The organism is Hahella sp. HN01 (genome assembly GCF_018986435.1).
Taxonomy (GTDB): Bacteria; Pseudomonadota; Gammaproteobacteria; order Pseudomonadales; family Oleiphilaceae; genus Hahella.
Genome location: NZ_JAHMIN010000034.1, coordinates 1 through 24,173, shown reverse-complemented (window position 1 = coordinate 24,173; position 24,173 = coordinate 1). Strand labels below are relative to the sequence as shown.

At 53.4% G+C, this 24,173-nt stretch carries 24 protein-coding genes; 7 read left to right on the top strand and 17 right to left on the bottom strand.

Annotated features, from left to right (window positions below; all coding sequences use genetic code 11):
- Positions 1–14: 14 nt before the first annotated feature.
- The gene (locus KP814_RS25480; protein ID WP_253938639.1) at positions 15–1,667 is read right to left on the bottom strand and encodes an ABC transporter substrate-binding protein; all 1,653 of its coding nucleotides are present in this window, start codon (positions 1,665–1,667) and stop codon (positions 15–17) included.
- Between the two features lie 358 nt (positions 1,668–2,025).
- On the opposite strand from KP814_RS25480, the gene KP814_RS25475 reads away from it, so the two are divergent.
- Positions 2,026–2,529, top strand: coding sequence for a GNAT family N-acetyltransferase (locus KP814_RS25475; RefSeq protein ID WP_216739423.1), 504 nt, complete (start codon positions 2,026–2,028; stop codon positions 2,527–2,529).
- A gap of 8 nt (positions 2,530–2,537) precedes the next feature.
- On the opposite strand, the gene KP814_RS25470 is transcribed toward KP814_RS25475, so the two are convergent.
- The 6 genes from KP814_RS25470 to KP814_RS25445 all read right to left on the bottom strand — a co-directional run bounded on the left by KP814_RS25470 (position 2,538) and on the right by KP814_RS25445 (position 7,981).
- Positions 2,538–3,329: a suppressor of fused domain protein gene (locus KP814_RS25470; protein ID WP_216739422.1), complete on the bottom strand. Its 792-nt coding sequence runs from the start codon at positions 3,327–3,329 to the stop codon at positions 2,538–2,540.
- A gap of 38 nt (positions 3,330–3,367) precedes the next feature.
- The gene (locus tag KP814_RS25465; RefSeq protein ID WP_216739421.1) at positions 3,368–3,982 is read right to left on the bottom strand and encodes a LysE family translocator; all 615 of its coding nucleotides are present in this window, start codon (positions 3,980–3,982) and stop codon (positions 3,368–3,370) included.
- 163 nt (positions 3,983–4,145) lie between these two features.
- Complete coding sequence (locus KP814_RS25460) at positions 4,146–4,727, bottom strand: hypothetical protein (protein ID WP_253938634.1); 582 nt, start codon at positions 4,725–4,727, stop codon at positions 4,146–4,148.
- 137 nt (positions 4,728–4,864) lie between these two features.
- The gene (locus tag KP814_RS25455) at positions 4,865–5,965 is read right to left on the bottom strand and encodes a HupE/UreJ family protein (protein WP_216739420.1); all 1,101 of its coding nucleotides are present in this window, start codon (positions 5,963–5,965) and stop codon (positions 4,865–4,867) included.
- A gap of 13 nt (positions 5,966–5,978) precedes the next feature.
- Entirely contained in the window at positions 5,979–7,070 is a 1,092-nt protein-coding gene (locus KP814_RS25450) for a YHYH protein (RefSeq protein WP_216739419.1), read from the bottom strand.
- 143 nt (positions 7,071–7,213) lie between these two features.
- The gene (locus KP814_RS25445; RefSeq protein WP_216739418.1) at positions 7,214–7,981 is read right to left on the bottom strand and encodes a helix-turn-helix domain-containing protein; all 768 of its coding nucleotides are present in this window, start codon (positions 7,979–7,981) and stop codon (positions 7,214–7,216) included.
- Positions 7,982–8,108: 127 nt separating this feature from the next.
- On the opposite strand from KP814_RS25445, the gene KP814_RS25440 reads away from it, so the two are divergent.
- Entirely contained in the window at positions 8,109–8,366 is a 258-nt protein-coding gene (locus tag KP814_RS25440) for a hypothetical protein (RefSeq protein ID WP_216739417.1), read from the top strand.
- A 76-nt stretch (positions 8,367–8,442) separates the two neighbouring features.
- Here the strand turns inward: KP814_RS25440 and KP814_RS25435 are convergent, their stop codons facing one another.
- The 3 genes from KP814_RS25435 to KP814_RS25425 all read right to left on the bottom strand — a co-directional run bounded on the left by KP814_RS25435 (position 8,443) and on the right by KP814_RS25425 (position 12,344).
- Positions 8,443–10,299, bottom strand: a complete 1,857-nt coding sequence (locus tag KP814_RS25435) for a di-heme-cytochrome C peroxidase (protein WP_216739416.1) — start codon at positions 10,297–10,299, stop codon at positions 8,443–8,445.
- Between the two features lie 124 nt (positions 10,300–10,423).
- Positions 10,424–11,632 (bottom strand): hypothetical protein, encoded by a 1,209-nt coding sequence (locus KP814_RS25430; RefSeq protein ID WP_216739415.1) that lies wholly within the window; start codon positions 11,630–11,632, stop codon positions 10,424–10,426.
- Positions 11,633–11,678: 46 nt separating this feature from the next.
- Positions 11,679–12,344: a class I SAM-dependent methyltransferase gene (locus KP814_RS25425; protein ID WP_216739414.1), complete on the bottom strand. Its 666-nt coding sequence runs from the start codon at positions 12,342–12,344 to the stop codon at positions 11,679–11,681.
- 288 nt (positions 12,345–12,632) lie between these two features.
- On the opposite strand from KP814_RS25425, the gene KP814_RS25420 reads away from it, so the two are divergent.
- Together KP814_RS25420 and KP814_RS25415 are read left to right on the top strand one after the other, a co-directional pair.
- The gene (locus KP814_RS25420; protein ID WP_216739413.1) at positions 12,633–15,437 is read left to right on the top strand and encodes a hypothetical protein; all 2,805 of its coding nucleotides are present in this window, start codon (positions 12,633–12,635) and stop codon (positions 15,435–15,437) included.
- 41 nt (positions 15,438–15,478) lie between these two features.
- Positions 15,479–16,036, top strand: a complete 558-nt coding sequence (locus KP814_RS25415) for an exonuclease (RefSeq protein ID WP_216739412.1) — start codon at positions 15,479–15,481, stop codon at positions 16,034–16,036.
- Between the two features lie 48 nt (positions 16,037–16,084).
- On the opposite strand, the gene KP814_RS25410 is transcribed toward KP814_RS25415, so the two are convergent.
- Both KP814_RS25410 and KP814_RS25405 read right to left on the bottom strand, forming a co-directional pair.
- Positions 16,085–16,726 (bottom strand): glutaredoxin domain-containing protein, encoded by a 642-nt coding sequence (locus KP814_RS25410; protein ID WP_216739411.1) that lies wholly within the window; start codon positions 16,724–16,726, stop codon positions 16,085–16,087.
- Positions 16,727–16,789: 63 nt separating this feature from the next.
- A complete protein-coding gene (locus KP814_RS25405) occupies positions 16,790–17,260 on the bottom strand; it encodes a hypothetical protein (protein ID WP_216739410.1) in 471 nt (156 codons plus the stop codon).
- Between the two features lie 253 nt (positions 17,261–17,513).
- Here KP814_RS25405 and KP814_RS25400 point away from each other — a divergent pair, with 253 nt between their 5' ends.
- The 3 genes from KP814_RS25400 (at position 17,514) to KP814_RS25390 (ending at position 20,638) form a co-directional block, all read left to right on the top strand.
- Entirely contained in the window at positions 17,514–18,710 is a 1,197-nt protein-coding gene (locus KP814_RS25400) for a multidrug effflux MFS transporter (protein ID WP_216739409.1), read from the top strand.
- A gap of 27 nt (positions 18,711–18,737) precedes the next feature.
- Complete coding sequence (locus tag KP814_RS25395) at positions 18,738–19,172, top strand: group III truncated hemoglobin (protein WP_216739408.1); 435 nt, start codon at positions 18,738–18,740, stop codon at positions 19,170–19,172.
- 179 nt (positions 19,173–19,351) lie between these two features.
- Complete coding sequence (locus tag KP814_RS25390; RefSeq protein ID WP_216739407.1) at positions 19,352–20,638, top strand: cell wall metabolism sensor histidine kinase WalK; 1,287 nt, start codon at positions 19,352–19,354, stop codon at positions 20,636–20,638.
- A gap of 140 nt (positions 20,639–20,778) precedes the next feature.
- Here KP814_RS25390 and KP814_RS25385 read toward each other — a convergent pair whose 3' ends face one another.
- The 5 genes from KP814_RS25385 to KP814_RS25365 form a co-directional block, all read right to left on the bottom strand.
- Positions 20,779–20,967 (bottom strand): hypothetical protein, encoded by a 189-nt coding sequence (locus tag KP814_RS25385; RefSeq protein ID WP_216739406.1) that lies wholly within the window; start codon positions 20,965–20,967, stop codon positions 20,779–20,781.
- 65 nt (positions 20,968–21,032) lie between these two features.
- Positions 21,033–21,275 carry a hypothetical protein gene (locus KP814_RS25380; protein WP_216739405.1) on the bottom strand — a complete coding sequence of 81 codons (243 nt, stop codon included), beginning with the start codon at positions 21,273–21,275 and terminating at the stop codon, positions 21,033–21,035.
- A gap of 336 nt (positions 21,276–21,611) precedes the next feature.
- Positions 21,612–22,589 (bottom strand): hypothetical protein, encoded by a 978-nt coding sequence (locus KP814_RS25375; protein ID WP_216739404.1) that lies wholly within the window; start codon positions 22,587–22,589, stop codon positions 21,612–21,614.
- Positions 22,590–22,685: 96 nt separating this feature from the next.
- Entirely contained in the window at positions 22,686–23,564 is an 879-nt protein-coding gene (locus KP814_RS25370; protein ID WP_216739403.1) for a hypothetical protein, read from the bottom strand.
- Positions 23,565–23,589: 25 nt separating this feature from the next.
- A complete protein-coding gene (locus KP814_RS25365; RefSeq protein WP_216739402.1) occupies positions 23,590–23,964 on the bottom strand; it encodes a hypothetical protein in 375 nt (124 codons plus the stop codon).
- Between the last annotated feature and the right edge of the window lie 209 nt (positions 23,965–24,173).

The following is a 24,173-nucleotide window of genomic DNA, read 5'->3' as shown; positions in this document are numbered from 1 at the left end:
TAACCTGAAGATTCTCAATGCCACGCCTTTAACGCTTCTTCATAACTCAAGGTTTTCCCCGGCGGGCGTTCGTTAAGCTCGGGTTTTGGCGAGCCGGGCTGGTTGAGCCAGTATTCTCTGGAGGATTGGGGGTTAAGGCGGGGCGCGCAGGGGCCGGGTTCTTCCCGGCCAATCGCCGCCAGTTCTTCATCCATGGCCTGCGCCAGATCATGCATGACCTCCTCTACCGGCTGAGTTCCTTTGAACGCCTGAGTCATATACTTCCACCACAGGGGAGAAAGTTTGGGATAATTGGGCACGTTGGTCCCCGTCGGGGTCCAATAGTAACGGGCGTTGGAGCGATAGAACTCCACCAATCCTCCGAGATAAGGCGCACGGTTCGTCATCGCCTGGGAGTTGATATCGGATAGTCGAATCGGCGTGAGCCCCACCATTGTCTTTTTCAGGGACACCGTCCTGGATACCGTGAACTGCGCATATAACCAGGCGGCTTTGCGGCGCTTCTCCGGCGTATTTTTCAGAAAGGTCCAGGAACCAGCGTCCTGATAACCGGACTTCATCCCCTCCCGCCAGTATGCCCCCAACGGCGACGGCGCAATGCGCCATTTTGGCGTGCCGTCGGCGTTGACGACAGGCAGCCCCGGCTGGGTAATTTGCGCCAGATAGGCGGTATACCAGAACGCTTGCTGGGCAATCAGGCCGGAGCCGACCCACTCGCCCATCACTTTATCCGTCACATTGAGGGCCTCTGGCGGCGCCAGCCGGAACCAGTCGAGAAATTTGCGGATGCCGTATATAGCCGCCGGGCTATCCAGAGCGCCGCCGCGCTGAACACTGGCGCCAACCGGCCGACAGTCCTCCACTCGAATGCCCCAATCGTCCACTGGCAGGCCATTGGGCAGTCCTTTGTCGCCCATCCCCGCCATCGCCAGCCAGGCGTCAGAGATACGCCACCCCAGGGAGGGATCAGTTTTGCCGTAATCCATGTGTCCCCAAACCCGATGGCCGTCCAGTTCCCGCACATGCACGGTGAAAAATTCCGCAATGTCCTCATAGGCGGACCAGTTCATCGGCACGCCCAGCTCATAACCATAGAGTTTGCGAAAGCGGTCCTGTAATTCCTTACGGCTGAACCAGTCATGACGATACCAGTACACGCTGGGGAATTGCTGGTCAGGCAGCTGATAGACTTTTCCATCAGGCCCAGTGGTGAAAGATAGGCCAAAGAAGTCCTCTATATCCAAGGTCGGTAAGGTGACCTCTTTGCCTTCCCCCTGCATATAATCCGATAACGCCACCACGGCGCCGCTGCGAAAATGTCCGCCAATCAGATCTGAATCGCTGATAAATCCATCGTAAATGTTGTGTTGCGTCTCAATCTGCGCCAGCAGCTTACGCACCACATCATCTTCGCCCGTGATTTCATGCACGACGCGGATGCCGGTAATGTCTTCGAAGGCTTTGGCGAGCGTATCGGCTTCATACCAATGGGTATCGATTGGCTCCGACACCACATAAATCGTCATGCCCCGAAACGGCTCGGAGGCTTTATGAAACCACTGCATTTCCTGCAGTTGCTGTTCCCGACTGAGAGTTGAGGGGGTGAACTCCGTTTCCACCCACTCCTGCGCTGTTTTGGCCGGAACGCCTTCGGACACAGACACCATGCAAACCAGCGCAAAGAGAGATAACAGCGCTTTAAACGGGGTCGATAAGCTTTGTCCTTGGCGTCGTTGGGATAACATCGCAGAAGCGCTCGTTTCGTCCACTATCACTATTACTATCACTGGCACTGGCGGCGGCGTTGGCCAGTCTACTGACTTAGTGTAGTCAGAAAAGGAGGGTTCGGTGATGTCCGCCAACGCAGCAAATCCCAAAATCCGCCGATTTAATGCCTATATCCGCTCTACTGCGTCCTGCTCCCGCTCTCTAGGATAGCTATCCACCTGAATCGCCCATTAACGCCAGCCGAGAGAGCCCTATACCGCTATGTACCGATGTGGATTCAAAACACAAAGACTTTACGTGTACAACCTTCGCTGTGTGACCTCCACGGGCGATGGCGAGGACCTTTATCGCGACATAGAGAGGATTATCACACCGAACACAACGCGCTTTGCTCCTGATGACTGGCGCCCCATCGTCAACCGGCAGGACGCCATCGTATGGCTGGACCACCGGTTAGCGGAGTCGCCGGTGTTTGTCGTGAAGGAAATCATGTCTACCGACGTCGTCGGGTTCGTATTTCTCTATCCGATCTCTCTCCCTTCGGGGCTCACCGAATTGCGCCTGGGCTACATTTTAGGCGAGGCATATTGGTCGCGAGGACTTGGCACGGAACTCATGGAAGGAATTATTGGTTGGGCGAGGCAAAACACAGGCGTCGCAAAAATAAGCTGCGGCGTCGCCAGAGACAACGCCGCGTCAATAAAGATGCTGGAGAGAAATAATTTCTATCTTGCTTCCCGCCATTCCGACACGCTTTTCTATGAGCGCCTGATTGAACAGCCGGAATTACAAGCAGAGTAAAAGAGCGTTCACACCACACTCGCCCGATGGCGATCGCTCACCTGCCCCACGCCGGCCTTCATCAATCTTTGTAGCAGCGCTGGCCGACCATGCTCCATGGACCAGCGCATCTCCTCGTCGGTGATGACGGTGGCGATCAGGATTTCCATATTGCCATTGGAGAGCTTGCCTGACGACAGCAGCGGAGGCTGGGCTTTTGCGATCAAAACATTGATGAACTCGGATTCGCCGGCCTGAATCTCCTCCACCGTCAGGCCGTCATGTTTGCTGACCCGCTCCAGTATGCCCGCATCGTTGAGGATTTCCGCATTAGCGGTCCACTGCAGAAACCAAAGCGGCCATTCCGCCTTTTCCCGGGCGATCATCAGCATCTCGTATCCGTAGCCGGGGACGCCATCCGTCTGCGCCGCTACGTCTTTTCGGGTCAGCGTCGCCGCGCTACTGATCACGCGACCCTGTTCATCCTTCTCCACTTCCACATTATTCGCCGCAACGCCTGAGGGCATATCGGGATTGGTGAAGCCAAAGGTGGTGTACACCCACATGCCTTCCCCCAGCTTGTTGGCGGGGATCATATACAGCCCGCCGCCAGGCCAGACGCCAAACATATGGCCGATCTTTAGAATTTCCGACGGCAGAGCGCCAAAATGGGTCTCATAGTATTCCGACCGCTCATCGTAGACTTTTTGCCAGAACTGCTCTTGCGGGGTTTCATTCTGCGTGATCGGCGCAGAGCCCTGGCCACTCTCAGACGCCCTGTTGGAGAATAATCCGGCCAGTTTGTTAAATAAGCTTTTCACGCTCACTCCTTTTGACGACTTCCTGTGAGTTGAGGCTCTTAACGCTCCACTGTCGCGAGCTTGACGCCTAATGCGACGAAAGCGCCGGCGAAGATTTTCTGGGTCCATTGCATCAGTTTGGGAGAGCCTGCGATGTAGTCGCGCACAGCGTTGGCGAACAGGCCGTAAAGCGTGAAGACCACCAGCGTCATCCCCATGAAAATAGCGCTTAACAGCAACATATGAGAGATTGGCGAGGCGGCGTCATGAGGGACGAACTGGGGTAGAAACGCCAGAAAAAAGATGGACAGTTTGGGGTTAAGAATATTGATCAGGCAGGCTTTGATCGCAAAGCTTGTGGCTTTTTTCTCATCCGGCGAAGCGTCAAAAGCGATAACGCCGGACTCCCTCCACATCATCCAGGCGAGATACATTAAATAAGCCACGCCGACATATTTGACGACCTGAAAGGCCAGACTGCTGGCGTGTAGAATCGCCGCCAATCCCAAAGCGCAGGCCAGCAGATGCGGAATAATGCCTGCGGTGCATCCCACTGCGGCGAACAGGGCGGCGCGCCGACCGCCCATCAGACCGGCGGATACGGTGTACAACACACCGGTTCCAGGGAGTAATACAACAATCAGGGAAGTCATCAGATATTCGAGGCTAACCATAGTTTATCCCTTGCTTATGGCGTGGCGATAAGTCTTTCCGTTAGTGGGCAGGATCAAGTTCTAACACTCGTAGAAAATCTGATCAAGCCCATCCCACTAGAATGCAAGCAAGTCTGTGGAATAATTGAACATTTTGGGCGACGTCATCGCCCACACAACGATTTCAATCCAACACTACGCCCTTGTCCGCCAATGACTTTTTCAAGCCTTCGATGTTGGCGCGCAATTTTGGCATGACGTCTTTCTCCATGCGCTCCGTCACTTTCAGCAGCTCCTGTCCGCCGAACTCAGACCCGTAAACCCTACGCTCGATCTTCTGACGAATATCATTGGCCTCGCGATAGAATCGTTGAATCTCCGAGATAAACTCAGACGGCGTCTCCAAAGTGGCGGGAGAATAACGCATGCTCTCCCACACAAACAGATCCAATTGCAGCGGATACTGTTTGATCGTGTTGTCGCTGGAACGTTGCACAAATTCCGCATACTCCCTGGCCTGGGCGATATTGCTCTGCAACTCGCTGGCCAGGGAACTGCGTAAATAATAGTTGTTCTGACGGGATGTCAGGTCATCGAACGCAATCGCCTGATTGAGGCCTTCCTGGGCGGCGAGAAATACCCCCAGCACCGTCGCCGCCAACATGAATATCTGACTCAACCAAAAGCTGGATTCCTTGACGCCGCCAGAGGCTGGACGCCGTTCCTGCTTTTGTCCCTGCTCGCTTGAAGAAACCGAACGCCACATATGCTGTCTCACCGACGATAGTTGGAAATCCGGCGATTTTATCCGCGCCTCTCAGGGCGCTCAATACAGCCTGATGCAAATATTTTTTCCGCGATTAGCCGTCTGCTAAAACAGGATCAACGCCGAGTTTTTCCGCGTTAGGCGGCTAAGCGCTCCACCAGCCAATAACCGCCCATCGCCGCCACAAACAACGAGCCGACCCGCGCCATCCGCAACAGATTCCAATCTTTCATTGCGCAATAGATCAGGGCGTACGCCGCCGTTACGATAGCAATCTGCCCCGCCTCCACGCCCAGATTGAACGACATCAGCGCCCCGGCCAATTGGTCGCCGAGCCCGATTTCACGCAGTATGAACGAAAAGCCGAAGCCATGAATCAATCCAAAAGAGAACGTCACCAGCAGACGCCGCTTCCAACGGGTAGCCAGGGTTTTCGCGGTTGGTTCGCCACGCAGCTCCCACAGATTCTCCAGGGCCACGTAGACAATGCTTAACGCAATGCCCGCCTCCACCCACATCATCGGCGGACTGACCCAGTTCAACACGGAGGCCGCCAGCGTAATTGAATGCGCAACCGTAAAGGAGGTGATCAATGCAGCCAGCTGTTTCCATCCCAAAGGCAGTAACAGCAGGCCCAACAAAAACAGGAGATGATCAAAGCCGAAGACGATGTGCTCCAGCCCCAGCATAAAGTAGTCGGAATACTGGCTCATGCCGCTGGAACCGCCCAGGTCCCCCATAAAATCGTCCGTCAGCGCTTTGTTCCAAGCCCGCAAAGACTGCGCGACGGGAATCTCCTGAGTTCTGCGCGCACTGTCAAACACCACCGTGGCGGTGCGGTCCGCCAGGACCATCCGCACGAAATTCTTGTGCCCGGCATTGTTTTGCAACAGAAGATAGCCAACCGTTAAGACGCCGATATCACTACCGCAGTCGTAAAGCATGGCGAATTGACGCGAGGCGATTTGCCCAAGGTTCTGTGAGCGGGCGTCGATCAGAGCGCAGGCGCGATCGTCGTTGCGCAACTGAAAGCCTGCGCCAACCAAAGTCGTCATCGCTTCGCTCCTGGAAGCGATGACGGAATCGGCGGCGAGCTCCGCCTCAGGCGCGGTATACACAACTTTCACTTTGCTGGCGCCGATCTGCACGGCGGTATCGGTGACGCCAGCCTGGTGCGCCCACGCCGGGGCGGTCAGAAGAGCAAACAACGCTGCGAATGCGAATCTGAAAGCGCTCATCGCCAACCTCCCTTTATTTATAGAACGAGCTGTCAGGCGCGCCTCGGAAACAATTCAGCACCCAGGGATAAGCATCCGTCACGTAGTAACCGTACTGACCGTCAACCGTCATGCCGTTACAGGCGTCAAGGTCGCCGGCGTTGGTGAACTCCCAATCGTCAATATAGGTTCCATCGTAGGAGCCGCCCGGGTTAGTCGTGCTCTTGGTCCCCCGGGAACCGGTCTTTAGGGTGTAGCCGGATACGGCCTTGCGCACCGTTCCTGTGTCAGGGTCCAGAAAATAGCTGCCGTAGATGGGAAAGCCATCCGCCGCGAAACCAATTACCGGCGATCCATTTGGTCCGGGGTTGCTGTCGAACATGGCGTTGGGGTTGCCATGATAATGGTATAGCCCGCCCGGTTGGGTGTGGGCGTTATGGGCGTCCGCGCCAAATTTGCTATCTGTGCCCAGAGGGTCCAACAGCCAATCGGACGTGTCCGGACAGCCAATGGCGGTATTGCCGTCCGCATCCGCCATGGGGCTGGAGGGGTTATAGCAACCTGCGGACAACAGATCCAATATCACTCCGTTCAACATCACCCCATTCACCAAACGCTGACTGAGCGAGGTGGTGGAAGACGCGGAGGAAGGATTTCTGGGAATATTGAAACTCTGACTGACTTCCGCCACGTTGTTGGCGAAATGCGCGGTGGCGTCGTTAAAGTCGTGGTTGGGTATCGAGTTGGAGACCAGTGTGCAACTGTCCGAGTCGCTGCTGATAGTCACCGCCGCATCAAAACCAAGCCCACGCTGGATATCCGTGACGGAGGCTTCAAGCGAGTTGTCATAGTCGGCGCAGTCGCCACTGGTTTCAGTGAATATGGCATTGGTGATATCAACGCTGAAGGCATCTCCAGAACTGCTCGAAGAATCGCTGGATGAACTATCGTCAACCACTGTTCCAGAAGAATCCTCCGCTGCGCTATCCGACACCGCCGCAGACCCGCCACACCCGGACAACGCCAGACCCGCGCTCAAACAAAGCGCAACCAGACCGGCCCCGCCCGCTTTACCAAACGCTCCATGCGACTCACTTAAGCTCTTTGTTTTCAAATAGTTTTTCATACAGCCACCTACCTCTGTTGTTCACGTTGCTCTTCCTGATCCGTGAAAAACATACTAAAAGGCGAATCCGCAGGAACTACGGAAGAAGTGTGTAAGAAATGAGGAAATGCTTAATGCAGAGACTAAATTGTCATTGAGCCTGACTATTTCAAATACCGCCCCGGCGTCTCGCCAAAATAACGCCGAAACAGCGTAATAAAGGCGCTGACGCTGTCGTATCCCAGGTCCAGGGCGGTTTGGGTGACGGGGACGCCCTGGGCCAGTAGTTCAAGGGCGCGGGCCAGTCTGGCCAGTTGTCGCCATTGTCCCAGGGACAGACCGGTTTCTTCACGAAATTTGCGAGTCAGCGTGCGTTCGCTCATGCCGATGTCACTGGCCAGCGCCAGCAAGGAATCATTACTATCTGGAGCGGCGAGCAGTTTATGGCTCAGACGCAGGAGGCGCTTGTCTTTGGGCATGGGCAGGTGCAGCGCGGTTTGCCGCGCCGCTTGAATTTCATCCAGCAGGACATGCAACAAGCGGCGACGGGGAGCGTCCAGAGGCTCGCCGCCGGGCCATTCAGCGATTCTCGCGATGATTGGCGTCATCAAAGCGTTCGCTTCATAAACGCATGGCTTGTCAGGCAAGGGGTCGCAAATGTCTGGATGCAGGTAAAGGCTCCAGCCGGCTATGGCGCCGAAATATTGCGCGCCGTGCCATACGCCTGGGGGTATCCAGCCCAGACGATTGGACGGCATTAACCAGCGCCCGGCATCCGTATCCGCCACCGTCAGTCCCTGCAATACGCAGAACAATTGCCCATATTCATGAGAATGCCCTTCCCTTTCTTCCGTCCCTTCCGATCTTAGGCGGCGCACCAAAATATCTTGAGGTAAAACCGGCGAACCGGCATTAGCAGGAAAGGGAGACATACATTTGGCCGGATTAAGCAATTTATTTTCTGATTGGCGTTAGCCGGTCAATTTAGGAGGAAATAACATAGAAATCAATTCGGCGCTCACACCTCAGCGCCGTTAACCTCCAAAGGAGATTGCTGATATGAAACCAGAACAAGTGCTTGCCGAAAACGAAAATATGTTCGCCCACCAAGGCGTCACCCTGCGCAAGGGTTCAATCGCCGCGTTTATGTTGAGCGCCCGGGATATGAAGGACGAGCGCCTTTCCGATGCCGAGCGGACTGCGGCGAAAAATGATTTACTGGGACTGATTCCGGGCCTGCGGCAACTAGGCGTCTTCGACACCTTTGAAGTCAGAGACCCGGAAATCCGCGCGTTGGTGGAGCAAGCGGGACGCTAATCCTCCCCCTGCCGGATCAAGTCTCGATCAGACCGGAACGCCCGACGGCGCTCCGGTTATCTCTGAGGAGATCGCCTCACAACGTTTTCAAGTACTCCAGCAACTCCATGCGCTCAGACTCCTTCATGTCTTTGGCGCCATACTCATGCCCGCTGTTGGCGTTGCCCTTCAGGCTGGTATCGTATTCGAACGTCTTGATCAGCGTGCCGTCGGACAGCGTCATATGCGGCATGGAGACGTATCCAACTTTAACCACGTCCAGCTCCCGCGAGCCCAGATAAAACTTCTTGGAGCGCTGCGACGCCGGCAACAGCAGCTCATACAGGTTCGGCACGGAGCCGTTATGCAGATAGGGGGCCGTCGCCCATATGCCGTTCAATGGTCGCGCCTTATATGTCCCCTCACTGATCGGGAGATTATCGCCGCAGGCGACGGATGGCGATTGCTTGATTTTGAACTGCTCCATCACATCCTTGAGTTTCTCCTGGCGCGCCTTTTCGGAATGCAGCTCGGTCGCATAGTCCACGGAGGCCGCGTCAATGGAGTCCGCCGTGTGCTCCAGCAAACCGCCCACCGCGGCGTTCACCAAAGGCTCAAGCCCGGACGTCGTGGCGGGAATGGGGTCGCCGATAATGCCCATGCTCTTACGGCCTTCATACTTACCGGCTTCGTAGCACTTCATCATGTTGGTCCATTCCAGCGGGTCTGTACCCACTTGGTTAATGGGCGTCAGCACCGCGTTATAGACCGCCGCTTCACGACTACGAGGAATCGCTTGATGGCAGCTCAGGCAGTATTTGTCGTAGTGCATCTTACCCTGGGCGGCGACCTCCGGATTGACGGCGGGAAGGTACTCCGTCGGCCACGCCGGCGAACGCAAATCCGCCACCCAGGCCTCCAGATCCCCCAGCCCCTTGATATCAAACGAGGACTTGTAGCGATACACCGATTTATCGTCGGGGATATTGAGTTGGCCATACACGCCAAGCACCTCACCCGCATTGCGAATCAACGCGCCGAAATCAAACGGACCATTGGGCGCGAAGCCCGTCCACTGCACCACATTCGACTGCTGGGTTCCCCACAGAAACGGATAGCTCACCGGGGCGTTGGCGGGATGTCCGTTGTTGGGCATATCGTTGAAATACACCATGATCTGATTGAAGATCTGCCCAATGGCGTCCACTCGCCCATAGCCATAATCCGGCTGATGAGGCGCAGAGTGATTGATCAGATTGCGGGTGGCCAGCTCTTCCGTTTGCGCCAACAGCGCCTGACGCAACTTGAATTTCGCCTCCATGTCCGGCTCGCCCAATACATTGATAGCGAAACGGTCAAACTTGGCGTTGTCCTGATAGGTGCTGCTCAACGCATCCACCAGCGCGGCGTTGAAAGTCTGCACGTCGCCCAGGGTCGGGCCGCCGTCGATACGAATCTCCTGCCCCCGGTAGCTTACTTGTCCCGTATGGCAGGCGGCGCAACTAAAGCCCATCCATTGCTCGCCGTTTTCCCCTGTGTCCTTAACGAAACCGACCGGGAGTCCATCCGGGTTCCAGGAGCCCACCTGCGTGGACGGCAGATAGCGCATGCGCTCCATATGGTCATCTGCGCGAAACAGCGCCTGACTGTCCTTGCGCTCCAGCACCAGAAACCATTTGTAGGGAATGATGCGCGAGCCTTGTGAGGAGAAATAAAACGCCGCCTGGGTGTCGTCGGTCCAGCCCTGATCCAGATCCACCACGTTACCCTTGCCGCCGGGCACAGTCTCTCCCTCCTGTATCCAGTTTCCTTGTTGTTTCAATGCGCAAGAGCCGGTCAATCCCGACAAAGCCGCCACAGCGAGCATTCCCGCGCGCCGTTTCGTCAAACTTTGCCCCTGTCGTATTTGCCGCTCCGCCTGCGTGTTCTCCTTGTCCATGCGTGTTGTAGCCATAGCCTTGATCCTTTCCCTTGGGCGTCTTCCCTTAGAGAATCTTTGTTCGTTTATGATTCACAGCCACTTTTACTATAGACAGGGATGGCCGACGGCGCTCAGTCCGTCGGCCCGGGAGAGAGGTTTAATCGAGGTTGACGCTGACTTTCAGCTGTTTGGGACCGTTAGCGGACAGGGACACGAAATACACGGTGCCGTCATCAAGGAAAATGCCATCGGTTCCGATGTAGGACCAGCGATAGTCCACCGGTATCCGCTTCTCAAGAGAGATCGACGTCTTGGTGAGGAACAGCACCATCAGCCTGTCTGGCGCTGCGGGATACACCGCCAGCAGTTTGCCGTTAACGGTTCGAATGGCCGGCTGGGCTTCCCTCACCAGAGGCGGCAGATTGGTGTTTCTGGCGGTGATGGAGCCGTCGGGGGCGATCAAATAGGCGAATCCACCGCCGTTGCTGTAGGCGCCTGTCACCAGAAAACGATCAATCGCGCCGATGTATTGCACATCGTAGGTATAGTATTCCTGGGTTTTGACCAGCTCGGTCTCCCCTTTCACCCATTTATCGCCCACTGGGTCATACATGCGATACATCAGACGGGCGTAGGGCTTATCGTCCACAAAGCGCTGCCACACCAGCAGCGCCCTGCGATCGGAGCCCGCCGCCAGCGGCCACCAGTCCCGGGTGCGGTCGCCGACAGCGACATCACGTTCATGCAGCAATTCGCCATGGGTGTCGTAGACCGCCATCAGCACGTCGTCGCCGGAGCCAAGGTCATCGACGCCACCGCCATCCACCCACTCTTCAGAATAGAACACGATGAAACGCTTGCCGGCCGCCGTCACATGGCCGGAGTGCCCGCCATCATAGACGACCTGCTGATAGGCTTTGATCGGACTCATGTCGCTGTCATACAGTCCGAAAGTCTGCGCCAGAACATTCTCCACATTCCAGGCATCCTCCATGGTGACCATGATATGGCCATCGTCATTGATGGCGGAACTGGCGGGCTCCTGCGCCAGGGGCGCGGAGATCAGCGTGACCGGATCAAGCTGGGGATCTTTCGGGTCAATGAAGGAGTAATAAACGTCATGAATCCACTCATCGCCATCCGCCTCCTTGGGGTCCAAAGGCGATCCTGAGCTGGACCAGACCAATACATATTTACCGTCAGCCCGACGCACGAAATCCACGCCATGCTGAAACTCTCTCATATCTCGTCTGCGGTCGGAGTCCGCTTCAGAGGTGAGGCTGAGGTATACAAAATAGGACGTCGCGATCAGCCAGATAATGGCCACAGTCGCGATGACTCCGGTTCTTTTTGAAGTAATTGCCATGTTTGCTTAGCTCTTTGTCGTCAGTCAAATAGTGACCGCAACAAGATCAGTCTCTAGCGGAAAACAACAGAACAGCGCCGATCTCTTGCGTTTGCACCCGCCTGAACCTAGCCTCCAACTGCTCGATCCAGGCGTCGGCGGTATCCTTCAGGTTGCTGAAAATTCCTTTGCGGTTGTAGAGCATCTTCAACAGTCCGCCCAACCGGGATTCCCCACCGTTATTAATGATCGTCGAACCGAAGCAGACGCCTACCTCCGCCAACACGGCTTTCACGTGATCAAATACAACGCCCTTCTGCTCCGGCGAGCCGGGCATGCAGTGCAGTAAGTAATTCAATCCCACAGAGCCGAACTGATGTGAGTCTAAAGGGAATGGCTCTAACGCATTGTGCCTCAACGACCTTGGCTGATAGCGCCAGAGGCGACCGGCGGTATAACGCAGGCACGTTGGATTCAGGTCCAATAACGTCAGCTTTTCGAGCCGAACGGCAGGAGTACAATGGTCGAGAAAGTAGCCGGTGCCCACGCCCATCTCCAGATGAGACGCCGACAGGTTCCGGTTATACAGTTCGAGCAGATTCGCCGATGGACAACGCCAAGCGAAATGATTGGAAAAGCCAAGCACCATAGAATCGTAAAAGGGCAAGGTAATGCGGTTATAAACCGCCTGCCCCGGCCTGGCGTCCAACAACACTCTTTCTTGTCCGTTCATCCCTTTGTCCTCAACGCAGATTGCAAAAGTTCGCAAACTTGGTTTCAGTCCTGCCACTAGTATAGAACGCAAGCCTGAAATTGCTGTCGCCAACCCGCATCAGCAAAGGATAAACGCCACTCCATCGACGGAGACGCCATCATATAGGAAAGTGTTTGCAAGAAAGATGAAAGAGTATTAACGTTGACGGTTTTTTGTTAGGGAAAACAAGAAGATATGTAACTTATGGAAGGTATATAAGCGCCATTATACGGCTCATTGGCCATCTGTCAACAGCGGGTATTTGATATGCATGCAATAAAAGATTTAGCGCCGGACTTACGGGCCCTGATAGTCGAAGGATTGAATTATCCAAACGAAACAGGCGCAGTCAGCGTTCATTCGCCGCTTATGCGCCAGGGACATGTGGGGCTGCCCCTGTCTGTCGCTGTCAAAGTCTTCGCGCCGCTTCTGACGCCCCGCCTTGCACAGGGCGATATCCGCACCCTCTCCTCATCGACCCTGCCTGAGACCCTAACGACGCTCATGTCGCAGAATCGGGTAGCGATACATTTTCCGGGTTCGCCTCCGCAAAACTTGAGCCTTATCCCCTGTCTCACCGGTGATCCGACCATTCAGTTATCGGCGCATGATTATCCCGAAAAACATATCGAATACGGCGCCAGAGTCAGGGTCTATCTGCAAACCGGCGCGCATACAGTCAGTGCAGTTCAACAGTTTGAATATGATCCTGACACGGAATTCAAGTTCTCTGGACATAACAGGCTGAACAATGCGGATATCATCACCTTATACGAGCTGACCTGCAGAGATGACGCCAAACCAACCCTGGACCTATTACACCCTGACGAAGCGGTGCATCGATATGATCGAGGTCTGGCGTCACTACAGCAACAAGTGAGAATCGGTCGCAACCGCACGCTCTCAACGGTGGGTCGTATCTTGGCGAACCGGAGTCTCTCACGCTGGTTCTCATTAGAGGAACTGAACCGCTGTTTCAACAAACTGTTTCTCGACACGCTGTTCACCCGTGTGGCCCTGGAGTCGAGCTTTGACCTTCCCATGCTTGCGGAGATATTGACCACATTGGCGCATACATACCGCCCCCATCTCACAATCTCTCCATCATTCAAAGAACTGGAGACACTGCCGGATCTACCGCAACTTCGGAAGGAGAGCGACTCTGAGTTGCGGAAGAACTACGACCAGTATGAAGCAGGACTATTCACCCAAGGCGAGCGCTATAACAAGCATGTCGATATGCTGTTCAGAACGCTCTCCGTGATAACCAAGCAAGCGGATACGCTTCATTTAAAACGATTCAGCCTCACTTCACCAACGCAGTGGCACAGTGAAGTAGGCGCATTCGGAAAGGAACGCACCTCAAACCACCTCCCTGTGATAGGCGGTTGCGTCATGACTCACCAATCCGCATACCTCGAAATAAACTTTCTACGCAATAAAGCAAGTGGACTCAGTCAAATTGAGACTTTACTTGAAGCAGGGAACTATCGCCTGATAATGACAGCGGATATGCGAAAAGAACACGATACTGCAAAGCAGTTTCACAACCTGACTCAAATCAACCCATCACTAGTCACGCATATCGAAGACTGCAACGCCAAAGATGGCTTCCCCATCCCTCTGTTTGATTTAGAGATTGCAAATAATGCGGCTTTTATAGGGAGAGTAACGTCTCAACCTGTCATATCGCCAACAACTGGTCAGGTTATCCTGGGCGCCAATAAAGTCATCAGATCACGTCATCTTGACCAGATATTCGCCCATCAGGTTCCCGGCATTGTTGTGCGCTCCCCGCTAACTTGCCAATCAGAAGCAGGCGTCTGCCAAGTCTGTTGTGGAGAGTCTCCAACGCATCAAAGCTGGTCGCCGCTCAACACAAATATCGCCGGGCTGACAAACCTTGCATTCGCGCATTTATCCAAAACAATCAAGTTTGCTGTTATCTATTTATTTGGTGGAACGTATCGTACAAACCGCAACGAACCATATATTACCACTCGGGCGGAGACCGCTGGGCGAGTCCAATTTGTAGAGCTTGACACGATTATCAATAAAGCGGAAAACAAGCCTGTGGCCTGCTCATATAAAGGCGCAATGAATATCCTGGATGACGCAGGAAATCTGTGGTCCAGCGTTAGTGTGGGATATGGCGATATACTGCTAGTAAATGACGGGGAGCGCGTCGCCCCAGGAGACGCGCTTTTCAAAGCGCATCCTTACAGCCAGCCAATTATCGCTCTCGAAGATGGCGTGGCAGTATTTCATCAGTTCATTGAAGGAGCAACATTCGAAGTAGTCTGTGACGAACTTACCGAGCTGAAATCTTTCAATATTATAGGCAAGCGTCAAAAAGAGGACCGCTCCCAGTCTCCTGCGATAATTATTCACTCCGAATCCGGTGAACCACTCTCCAAGATTCCACTCTTGCCTAACGACTCTGTCTCTATAACTGACAAAGCGACCATATACAAAGGAGATATAATAGGAATAAGGGATAAACAGAGCCTAGACAGATACCTTCATCACGGTCCTGATAAATTGCAGTATTTCTTGACTGGACGTCCCCCCGAATATTTTCGCTCCCAAAAACAAATAATATCGCCTGTAAGCGGACGCCTTTCTTTCGAAAAGATTCTCCCTAACTCACCCTATGGTCAGGGTCTATGTCGCCCAAACATTACTGACATGCATGGAAAACGACACACACTGGAATCAAGCCACCTTTATTCCCCTGCTCTTGAGGGAGCCCAGATCTCTCGCGGTGACATCCTCACTGACGGCGTCCCATCCATACACGACATATTAAAGTATCAAGGACTGCGTGCAGCGCAGCGCTATCTGCTGGAAGCAATCATGGAGGTTTTCATCCACGATGAAATTCCCATACGCAGCCTATATATAGAGGTATTGATCAAGGCGCTACTGAGCCATGGCAAAGTGACGGACTCTAACAACCCCCGCTTTCGGAAAGGCAAGAAGTACCCCTTGGCGGAATTGTCGCAGGCGGAGGCGGTGTTCTACCGCCCGGTATTCACTGGCATTGAGCCCTATTTAGCGGCCAATGATTAAGTCTTTCGACACATTTCTTACTTAATTAGCACAGGTGACTTATGGCGAAACCAGAAATTTATGTCAGTACCGATGTGGAGGCGGACGGACCGATTCCCGGACCGCATTCCATGCTGAGCTTCGCTTCAGCGGCTTATACGGCGGAAAAGGAATTGGTCGGGACCTTCTCCGCCAACCTGGAAACTCTCCCTGAAGCCTCCGCCCACCCGGATACGCAGGCCTGGTGGGAGCAAAATCAGGCCGCCTGGGATGCCTGTCGCCAGGACCTGCAGCCGCCGCAACAGGCAATGCAGCAGTATCTGCAGTGGCTCAAGCAATTGCCCGGCAAGCCGGTTTTCGTCGGTTATCCCGCTTCCTACGACTTTATGTTCGTCTACTGGTATCTGATGAAATTCACTGGCGAGAGTCCGTTTTCTCACTCTGCGCTGGACATCAAAAGCTACGCGATGGCGGTGCTGAAAACACCCTTCAGGGAGACCGCCAAACGTAAGATGCCCCAACATTGGTTTGATCCCCTGCCCCATACCCATGTGGCGCTGGACGACGCCATCGAACAGGGCGCGCTGTTCTGTAATATTCTGCAGGAGAACCTGAAGTGAAAAAGGCCGCAATGGCGGCCTTTGGACTGCTTGGATATTTTACGAGGACTAATAACTGGCGAGCGCTTTCTTAATAGCTTTGATGTCATTCCCCACCACACGACGATATCCCACGTAAGTCACGGGATAACCGTTGATGCCCAGCGTGCGGATGAGTTGGTCTCTGTTATACGCTTTTTCCACGTCAATCTCGGAAAACGCCATACCGTCATCCCGAAATTCGCCGCGCAGCTTTTTACAATGAGGACACCAGTCCGCGCCATACATCACAACTCTTGGGGAGCCGTCCGCATTGAAATGCGAGGATGTCAGCTCACGTTCTTCTGATGTAAGCGAGTCCTCGCCATAATTCAACGCCAGCGCAGTCGCCACCTCAATGCCCATGTCGCCATACACCCGCTCATTGCCGGCAATCAATAATGGGAATGAGTTATAGGGTGAGAAACCGTCCCACAGCTGGCGATTTTCCGCACTAGCGTCCACCACCACTTCTTCATAGGCGGCGCCTCTGCGTTTTAATTCGTCTTTGACCTTGGCGCAGGGTTGCCCGCAATCGCTAAAAGTAAACAGCAACGTTCTGGGAGACCCATCAACGTAAAAGGCGCCTTCGGGCTGAGTGAATGGAATCCACTCCGGCTTGAACTGATAAATAAGACCGGCGACCACCACCAGCGCGAACAACTTTTTCATGTAAAACACCACGACAACAAAAAGGCGCGCAATAAGACCATTTTTTGCTCGCGTGTGCAAACATTACTCAAACATCAAGGCCGCCTGCTTTTTTCGCCGTGTTGGGTTGGCGTGAGAGACAGGTTCACTTGACACATTCTGAGCCGTACCAGTATGCAATTCGCTGAGCAAACGAGCCGCCAGTTCAGCGCAATCCGGCGCCGCCTGCAAGCCTTCTCCGCTGGCGCTGCGCTGGAAGATCGGCATCTGTGGCGGCGCTTCATCGTTATACACCAGAAACACCCGTTCCTGACGCAATCTATCCAGCAAGTCCTTGAACCATCTGGCGTAATATCTCGATTGCGAAGATGGGATATCCCGCAATGAATAGCTTTTTCCAATCCAGCAGGCGGCGCCAATGCGGTCCGGCATGAGCATGGTGCGCCCCGCCTCACGCAGTAATACGCTGGCGTAAAACGGGCTTTCCGTATTGAGCAGATCCGCTTCAGTAAGAGCGTCTTTCGCTTTCAGTAAAAATGATCTATCGTGCAACATAAAATCAATTTTTATTGTGTTTTCAGGTAAGTTCAATCTAACTGCAATTCCAAACTAATGAAATCAGCCGAAGGGAATATGCGGAATGGCGGTGAGTAGATTCGTTAATTTTTCAATTCGAATTAATTACATAAGGAATTCGAAATTTACCACTTGTCCGGGCGGTCAGGATTAGGCATCCTAGCCTGCTTTCTTCGTTATAACCAAGCTTTGTTGTTTTTTCGTACAAAGCTCCGCAGCGCAGCCGACTCTCATGACATCTTCCAGCAGCCACTCACGTATCGCTTTTATTCTGGCGATGGCGGTCGCCCTTGGCCCTTTCGCCATTGATACCTATCTACCTGCCTTTCCCGATATCGCCACAGCAATCGGCGCAGATATTCACGACGTTTCTCTCAGCATCAGCGTGTATATTCTGGGACTGGCCATCGGACAGTTAATCGGCGGCCCGTTATCGGACCGTCTAGGCCGCAGCCGGATCATGCTGACCGGCCTGGGCCTCTTCCTGTTCTCCTGCCTTATGCTGTCGCAAAGCGAGAGCTTGGCCTCCCTGCTTATCTGGCGCTTTACCCAGGCCTTTGGCGGCGGCTGGTGCGCGGTGAGCGTGCCCGCTATCATTCGCGACCGCACGGAAGGGCAGGAAACCGCTAAACTGTTTTCTCTGATCGGATTGATCATGATCGCGGCGCCAGCCATCGCTCCGACGCTGGGCAGCACTATTCTCGCTTTTGCTGACTGGCGCTGGATATTCCTGTTTCTGGCGCTGTATACCGGCGTGGTGATCGTCACCTTATGGTTTTCTTTATTCGCCGATGCGCCGCCGCACTCTCCGCCGCCTAAACGCAACGTACTCGCGGATTATCTGGAGATTCTGAAAAATACCGCCGCCTTGCGCTTCATCTTCATTCAGTCCCTGGGCTTCAGCGTCATGCTGACGTTTCTGACTCACGCGTCCTTTATTTATCAGGAATGGTTCGGCTTATCCGAATTCGCATTTTCCCTGCTCTTCGCCGGCAATATCGCGGTCATGGCCCTGATGAGCATGGCCAACCGCGCGCTGCTGACCTGGGTGGAGTCCGCTCAACTGTTGCGACTGGCTGTATGGTTGCAGACTTTCGGGGTGATCCTGCTGATAGCCATCGTTTTCTTGTATCCATCACTGTATCTGTTCGCTCCCGCGCTCATGCTTTCCGTGGGATCGCTTGGCGCCGCCATGCCAAACGGCTCCGCCTGCTTCATCCAGTTTTTTAAAAGCAACAGCGGCACGGCGTCTGCGTTGATGGGCGCTCTGCAGTTCACTATTTCCGGCGCCATCAGCGCCTTGTCATCCGCGCTTTCCGACGGCACACTGGTTCCTATCGTCGCCGTCATGCTTATGTGCGCACTGCTGAACGCCGCATTCGCCTGGGGAGCTCCCGGCGCTGCGCGTAAAGCGATTGCAAACGCATAAGCCTGCGCAACCCATGGGAGTCTATCTGTGACCGTTCAACCTGCTCAGGACATCGCCAGCGTCGATGATATTCAGGATATCATCGAGCGCTTTTACGCCCTGTTGTTAAATGATGAGCAAGTAGGTTTCTTCTTCACAGAGGTTGCGGCCATCGACCTTCCTGCACACCTGCCGCGCATTGTCGCCTTCTGGAACTCCCTGTTGTTTGGAGTGCGCGCAGGTTTCCAAGGCAGAGTCTACGAAGCCCATGCGGCGCTGGACGCAAAATCCCCTTTGCGTCCAGAACATTTCGAACGTTGGCTCACCCTGTGGCAGCAGGAAATAGATCGCCATCACGCAGGGCCGAAAGCGGAATTGATGAAAACCCGCGCAGCCGCCATCGCCGACTCCATGTCCAAAGCGTTTGAGACCGCTCGCAACTCCACTCCCGGCGACGACGCCAACTTTTACTCCGCTCTATAACGTTGATTTTTAGTCTAAACCGCCTTGATTTCTCGTCTAAACTGATAGCTAAACAATAGACTGACTTCAGCGCCTCCAAGGGCTGGCCTTTCTCTGGTTTCAACCCGCCCCACTCTGCAGCGATCATACGCCGGCGATGGATGGAACACCGGAAAGTCCAGCCATAAACGCGACGCCCGATGAGAAAACTCAAAGAGCTGCACGTCAGTCTGCTCGACCGACTTATTCCTGGCGGCGCGTCTCTATCCGAGGCGCAACTAAGCCGCCAGAGGGTGCTCGTCGGCCTGCTGTTCTATGGCTTCATCAGCGCCGCCACGATGGCGCTGGTGCGCTACGCCACTGACGGCTGGACCGCCTCCACGCTGGTCGTCGCCTTCGCCACGCCGTCGTTGTTATCCGGCTTGATTGCACTCTGGCTGACAGGACGACCCGGCTTGGCGGCGGACCTGCTCTTGCTGTCCACGCTCTTCATCATACTCGCCACCGCCTGGAGCGATGGCGGCCTCACCTCCCGCGTACTGACCTGGTTGCCCGCGCTTCCCCTGATCGCGAGCTTTGTCGGCGATAAATATCGTGCGCCGGGGATTGTACTGCTTGCAGCCATCGGCCTGCTCGCAATACTTGGAGCCCACAACACCGGGCTGATTCAGGGCAAAGGCTGGGAAGATTCGCTGGCAGGTCGGTTATCCGCCAGCGTCGCATCGATGAGCTTTGTCGCCATCATCGCATACATCTATGAGGAAGCGCGGCGTCGCGCCGAGATGGAAAAAGACCGGCTCGACCATATACGCCGGGAATGGGTCGCCGTGGTCAGCCACGAATTACGCACGCCTTTAACCGCAATCCAGGGATCATTAGGACTGTTGCAGAGCGGCCGCTTTGATCACAACCCGGAGCAAAAAGCCCATATGCTGCAGATGGCATGCAACAACACGATTCGACTGGTTAAGCTGGTAAATGAGGTGCTGGACATTGAACGTATCGAATCGGGCCGGCTCACCCTGGACATAGCGCCTTTAAACCCGGCTGAACTTATCCAGGAGGCCGTGGACACTATCTCACCAGCCGCTTCACTCCAGAATGTGACGCTGCGTTATCAACGCCAGGATACGGACTTGATAAACGGAGACCATGATCGCTTATTACAAGTGTTGCAGAATCTTCTTTCCAACGCCCTGAAATTCTCCCCTCATGGTGGGGAGATCAAAGTCGCGCTCAAAGATACCCCAGAGCGGTTATACATCGACGTCATCGACCAAGGGCCCGGCATCACACCGGAACTCGCCAAGCGCCTGTTTACCCGCTTCGCTCAAGGCGACACCGCCGCCAACCGCAGCACCGGCGGCTCAGGACTCGGCCTCTATATCTGCAAAGCCATCATAGAACAACATCAGGGACGCATCGGCTTCCAGAACCTGCCGAAGGGAGGTTGCCGCTTCTTTTTGGAACTGCCTCGGGCTAATTGAATTAATTTACCTGCATCGCCTGTTAGAGATGAGGATGATATGGCTCAGGACATAAAGTACAAGCTACACGTCGGGGACCCACCTCATGCCCAAGTTAAACCTGGCCACAGTTGATACTGGAGGGCTGGCAGTGCAATCAACTAGTCAGCCTCGCCCTCCTCTACGCCATGCTCTTTGCGATAACGCTCCCAGTCCTCCCAATCAAAGGGTGTTCCGGCATTAGGTCGATGTATATGCCTGGCCCGTTCTTTGGCGTTTTCCTGCAAACTGTGCTCTTTTTCGTCCTCTTCTACAAAACCGTACTTCTTCATGAATTCATCGGGTTTCATTGGCTACTCCTATTTTAACTACACCATGAGCTAAGGCTCGTCTTACTTTCTTACATGCGTTCATCTCAAGACTTTTCAAGGGAATAGTAGATTACGCCGCCGTCACTCAGAATGCGCCGCCCAATAACGCCCTGACGCAGCAATCCCTCAAGCGCCCGTTGCACACTGTCCCAAGAGCATGCCTCCTCCCCCGCCAGCCACCAGCGCACCACACCTTGCAACGAGTCCGCCGCAGAGGGGTGACTTTGCAGGTACTCCAGAATTTTCCGGCCCACTATCAAGACATCGTCCTCATGCTCCATTTCCATAAGCAATACTCCTTTGCAACAACTCTTCCCTTTCCAGCAAGTTGCGCGCCAGACAAAGAGAGATCATCTCTCCTGCAACGCCAGGACAAGCCACAGAAACACAGCTTACGCCTCTGATAGACACGAGACCCATATATCAGAAAAAGAAAAAAGCGGGTCAATAGCCACCCGGATAAGCGGGCAAGTAATCACCCGACTGTATGAGTGCAAAGTTTACAAATTCGGGATATGAGAAACCCCGCATAAGCGGGGCTTTTTAATAAGAATGGATGCCAATGGGAAGCAAAAAGATAAATTACCCGAATGCAGAGCAAGCTATCTCTATGTAATCACGGACTAGCCTTTACCCCGATCGCCGCTTTGCTTCTTCTCCGCTTCTATCGCTTGCTCGATATATTTGGTTAGTTCCTCCGCTGACGCGTCTTTCAGCTTCTCCTCAAGAGCAAGCTCGCTCTCCGAGACCTCCATTTGTCTGCGATACTCAGCCTCTTTTCTAAGCTTGTCTTTCCATTGAGCGTCTTGCTCCGGCGTTGTCCATTTTAACGGCTGAAGACGCTCACTTAGCGTCGATTCAGGATAGCTTGCTTTTATCTTCTTGTATTCGTCTAAAGCTGAAGGAGAAAGTTCAAGAGTCACACTGTTAATGACCTCCCGAACCAACGCATAGAGCGGATCAGGGGAAACCATTTCGTCTTTATCATTGAGATTTCCCGGCTCATATTGAACCAGCTGGAAATAGAAAAGCACGCAGATTTGATGATCAAGAGGGAAGGCAAAACACATTGAGCGATCATGCCCACCCATTACAGGTCGAATTTCATAGCTAACCGCAGGCACAGAAAGTGATCGATGAACTTTCCATTGATATGGCGCTTCATACTCACTTCTTCCATCGTAGATTTTACTACCATATAGCTTGGTCAACCTGCTTAGCAGAAAACGCTCAAACTCCGCAGGCTCAAAAAGCGATATTTCGCCAGCTGAGCGATTTCGCTTTTCGACTGTAACAACCAAGCTAACATGCGCAACATACCCAACAAAAGCAGGCCCTCGAAACTTCCAGCTACGTGTTAATATGTTAAGCAGCTTAGCGTCTTTTCTTCCAACATCCGTATATAACTCGTCATGGAAGACGTTGTAGCTTTCAGCCAGAAAAATTGCGTGCTCTGCGCCATCCGTCGGCATATGACGATTCAACCTCACCCCTAATTTAGAGCCAGACAATGAAGTACTGACAAGCTTTGCACCAGCGAAGTCGGGCCCTATCGGAGCGCATGGTCTTTTTTTCCTGAGCTTGATTGCCCAAATGCTCACTTCTTGCCTCCCTCTATTTTTGTAGACCGTTAAATAAAAACGCCCTGTAAGTTTACAGGGCGTTTTTGCTAACAAAGAACATAGTTACTCAGCGATTTAACTACGTCGCTTCGAGAACTCCGAAGCGATACGCTGTTCTGAGAGTTCAGCAGAGTACTCATCCCACTCTTTATCCTGCTCTGGAGACGTCCATTTTAGCGGCTTGAGCTCTTCGCTTAACGCCACATCCGGGTGCTGCGAACTAATTTCTTGATACTCGTTCAGTAAGTTTGGAGAGAGTTGCAATTGAACACTATCAATTATGTTCTGCGCCAATTCATATAACGGCTGCGGATTAATCAACTTATCTTGGTCAGCAAGGGTTCCAATTGCAAACTGTTGGAAGTGAAAAGAAATTGTCGCTAAGACTCCATGTTCCACTGGAAACACCATAGACTTCTTCCGTAAACCGCTTCGATTAGGCGCAGTTAATACCTCATAGGTAGCGCACGGTACGGGAAAGTCGCCTTTAATGCTCCAATTAACTGGAGCATCGTAACTGCTTCGCCCATTAGATGACTCGCTCCCATATTCCTGGGTTAACAGAGACATTACGGCGCCCTCTAAGTCACCAGCATGAAACAAAGAAAAATTAGGCCGAGAAGGCCATATCTTTTCCAGGAGCAGAGTGATGCCTAACTGCGCAACATAACCAGTAAAAATAGGACCACGGAACCGACTAAACCTCTTCATGGCCAGGAAATAATCGCATCCGCCATGCAAGTCAGTCTTGTAAATAGACTCATCATGCAAGTTAAGATTCGATGATAACATGATTTCCTTATCTACCGATTTAGCAGGCTGGTGTTTCGGAGCCAACATACTCAGCATACTGCCTGATAAGGAAACCTCCAGCCGCTGAGCCTCGGAAAAGTCAGGTCCAGCAGGAATACACGGCTCGTGTAAATGTCTTAGTTTTAGAGCGAGTAGATTCATTTTCCATTGCCCATTCGGTACTTTTCTACCAAAGTTTACGATCTAAGTTATTAAAGGCAGCCTTGAAAGTTGGATATCTACTTAAAGCGGGGATATTCATACCAATAGCAATAGCAATTGGAGCAGAACTGACAATCGTCTCGCAAACTGTACTCAAAGAGCCAGACATCATAGCGGTCCCCAAGGCGGCGGCGGCAACACCAGTGCCATAGACTTCCTTGCCGTTCCCATAACCAGCCATTCCTTCCCACATTGCTTGCTTGATACCATACCCTTCTTGAGACCTAAAACGCTTAACCATGTTATAGATAGGTGCAGCGCCAACCAAATTTCCTCCAACAAGCTCATTCAGATTAAGCGCACGGCTTTTCGAAAACTCTTCGTTAACATCAATTTGCATCCCAAGACCTAGCGCTAAATCCAAAGCACGAGAGGAATGATCCTACCCACCAATGATAGACACCCTGTTAAGCGAGTACACTACGCTACAGAGGTGAACTATGACCAAACAGAAAACATCAAACTCCAAATCTCGCCAACGTTATTCCGACGAGTACAAGGCGGAAGCCCTGGCGCTAGTTCAAGGCGGAAGCCCTGGCGCTAGTTCAA

Bases quoted from the DNA above. Each gene is read 5' to 3' on its own strand.
- KP814_RS25460 (WP_253938634.1), bottom strand. From the start codon at position 4,727: ATGTGGCGTTCGGTTTCTTCAAGCGAGCAGGGACAAAAGCAGGAACGG.
- KP814_RS25480 (WP_253938639.1), bottom strand. From the start codon at position 1,667: ATGGTGTCTGTGTCCGAAGGCGTTCCGGCCAAAACAGCGCAGGAGTGG.
- KP814_RS25380 (WP_216739405.1), bottom strand. From the start codon at position 21,275: ATGGAAATGGAGCATGAGGACGATGTCTTGATAGTGGGCCGGAAAATT.
- KP814_RS25400 (WP_216739409.1), top strand. From the start codon at position 17,514: ATGACATCTTCCAGCAGCCACTCACGTATCGCTTTTATTCTGGCGATG.
- KP814_RS25390 (WP_216739407.1), top strand. From the start codon at position 19,352: ATGAGAAAACTCAAAGAGCTGCACGTCAGTCTGCTCGACCGACTTATT.
- KP814_RS25410 (WP_216739411.1), bottom strand. From the start codon at position 16,726: ATGAAAAAGTTGTTCGCGCTGGTGGTGGTCGCCGGTCTTATTTATCAG.
- KP814_RS25455 (WP_216739420.1), bottom strand. From the start codon at position 5,965: ATGAGCGCTTTCAGATTCGCATTCGCAGCGTTGTTTGCTCTTCTGACC.
- KP814_RS25465 (WP_216739421.1), bottom strand. From the start codon at position 3,982: ATGGTTAGCCTCGAATATCTGATGACTTCCCTGATTGTTGTATTACTC.
- KP814_RS25445 (WP_216739418.1), bottom strand. From the start codon at position 7,981: ATGTCTCCCTTTCCTGCTAATGCCGGTTCGCCGGTTTTACCTCAAGAT.
- KP814_RS25435 (WP_216739416.1), bottom strand. From the start codon at position 10,299: ATGGCTACAACACGCATGGACAAGGAGAACACGCAGGCGGAGCGGCAA.
- KP814_RS25370 (WP_216739403.1), bottom strand. From the start codon at position 23,564: ATGAATCTACTCGCTCTAAAACTAAGACATTTACACGAGCCGTGTATT.
- KP814_RS25405 (WP_216739410.1), bottom strand. From the start codon at position 17,260: ATGTTGCACGATAGATCATTTTTACTGAAAGCGAAAGACGCTCTTACT.
- KP814_RS25365 (WP_216739402.1), bottom strand. From the start codon at position 23,964: ATGCAAATTGATGTTAACGAAGAGTTTTCGAAAAGCCGTGCGCTTAAT.
- KP814_RS25425 (WP_216739414.1), bottom strand. From the start codon at position 12,344: ATGAACGGACAAGAAAGAGTGTTGTTGGACGCCAGGCCGGGGCAGGCG.
- KP814_RS25440 (WP_216739417.1), top strand. From the start codon at position 8,109: ATGAAACCAGAACAAGTGCTTGCCGAAAACGAAAATATGTTCGCCCAC.
- KP814_RS25430 (WP_216739415.1), bottom strand. From the start codon at position 11,632: ATGGCAATTACTTCAAAAAGAACCGGAGTCATCGCGACTGTGGCCATT.
- KP814_RS25415 (WP_216739412.1), top strand. From the start codon at position 15,479: ATGGCGAAACCAGAAATTTATGTCAGTACCGATGTGGAGGCGGACGGA.
- KP814_RS25450 (WP_216739419.1), bottom strand. From the start codon at position 7,070: ATGAAAAACTATTTGAAAACAAAGAGCTTAAGTGAGTCGCATGGAGCG.
- KP814_RS25420 (WP_216739413.1), top strand. From the start codon at position 12,633: ATGCATGCAATAAAAGATTTAGCGCCGGACTTACGGGCCCTGATAGTC.
- KP814_RS25385 (WP_216739406.1), bottom strand. From the start codon at position 20,967: ATGAAACCCGATGAATTCATGAAGAAGTACGGTTTTGTAGAAGAGGAC.